The sequence below is a fragment of the Microbacterium sp. Bi128 genome, from assembly GCF_918698205.1.
Genome location: NZ_CAKKMM010001680.1, coordinates 1 through 1,026, shown reverse-complemented (window position 1 = coordinate 1,026; position 1,026 = coordinate 1). Strand labels below are relative to the sequence as shown.

The following is a 1,026-nucleotide window of genomic DNA, read 5'->3' as shown; positions in this document are numbered from 1 at the left end:
CCCGGGTAGAGCACGGCCTCCACTTCGGGGCGCTCCAGCAGCCATTCGGCCACGGCCTGGGCGTTCTTCAGGTGCTCGTCGAGGCGCTGGGGGAGCGTCTCCACGCCCTGCAGCAGCTGGAACGCCGACTGTGGGGACAGTGCGGGTCCGATGTCGCGCAGCTGTTCGCAGCGCAGCTTGGTGAGGAACCCGTACTCGCCGAAGTTCCCCCACCAGGAGACGTTGCCGTAGGAGGCCACGGGCTCGGTCATGGTCGGGAAGTTGCCGTTGCCCCAGTCGAAGCGGCCGCTTTCGACGATCACGCCGCCGAGGGTGGTGCCGTGGCCGCCGAGGAACTTGGTGGCGGAGTGGATCACGATGTCCGCCCCGTGCTCGATCGGCCGCACGAGATAGGGCGTGCTCAAGGTGGCGTCGACGACGAGCGGGACGCCGGCGTCGTGCGCCACTTTGGCGAGGGCCGCAAGGTCCTGGACCTCCGAGGACGGGTTGGCCACCACCTCCACGAAGATCGCCTTGGTGTTCCCGCGCACTGCGGCGGCGTAGTCCGCCGGGTCGGTGCCGGCGACGAATGTGGTGTCCACGCCGAAGCGGCGCAGCGTGACGTCCAGCTGGGTCACCGTGCCGCCGTAGAGCTGGGAGGCGGCCACGATGTGGTCCCCGGCCTGGGTCAGCGCGGCAAAGGTGATGAACTCCGCCGCCATCCCCGACGACGTCGCCACCGCGCCGATTCCGCCCTCCAGGGAGGCGATGCGCTCCTCGAACGCGGCCACGGTGGGGTTGCCGATCCGGGAATAGATGTTGCCGTATTTCTGCAGCGCGAAGAGGTTCGCGGCGTCCTGGGTGTCCTTGAACACGAAGGAGGTGGTCTGGTAGATCGGCACGGCGCGGGCGCCGTGCTCGGCGTCGGGGGTGCCGCCGGCGTGCAGCGCGCGGGTGCGGAATCCGAACTTGCGGTCAGCCATTACGCGTTCACCAGCTTGCTGGTAGTGCCGGCGTTTGCCGCCGGGGTCCGGGACAGGTCCAGTT

General features: G+C 69.2%; 1 protein-coding gene. It reads right to left on the bottom strand.

Annotation, left to right across the window (positions count from 1 at the left end; all coding sequences use genetic code 11):
* Window positions 1–962 (bottom strand): O-acetylhomoserine aminocarboxypropyltransferase/cysteine synthase family protein (locus LQV45_RS35465; RefSeq protein WP_230012746.1); only part of this gene is annotated, 962 nt, incomplete at its 3' end.
* Window positions 963–1,026: the final 64 nt, after the last annotated feature.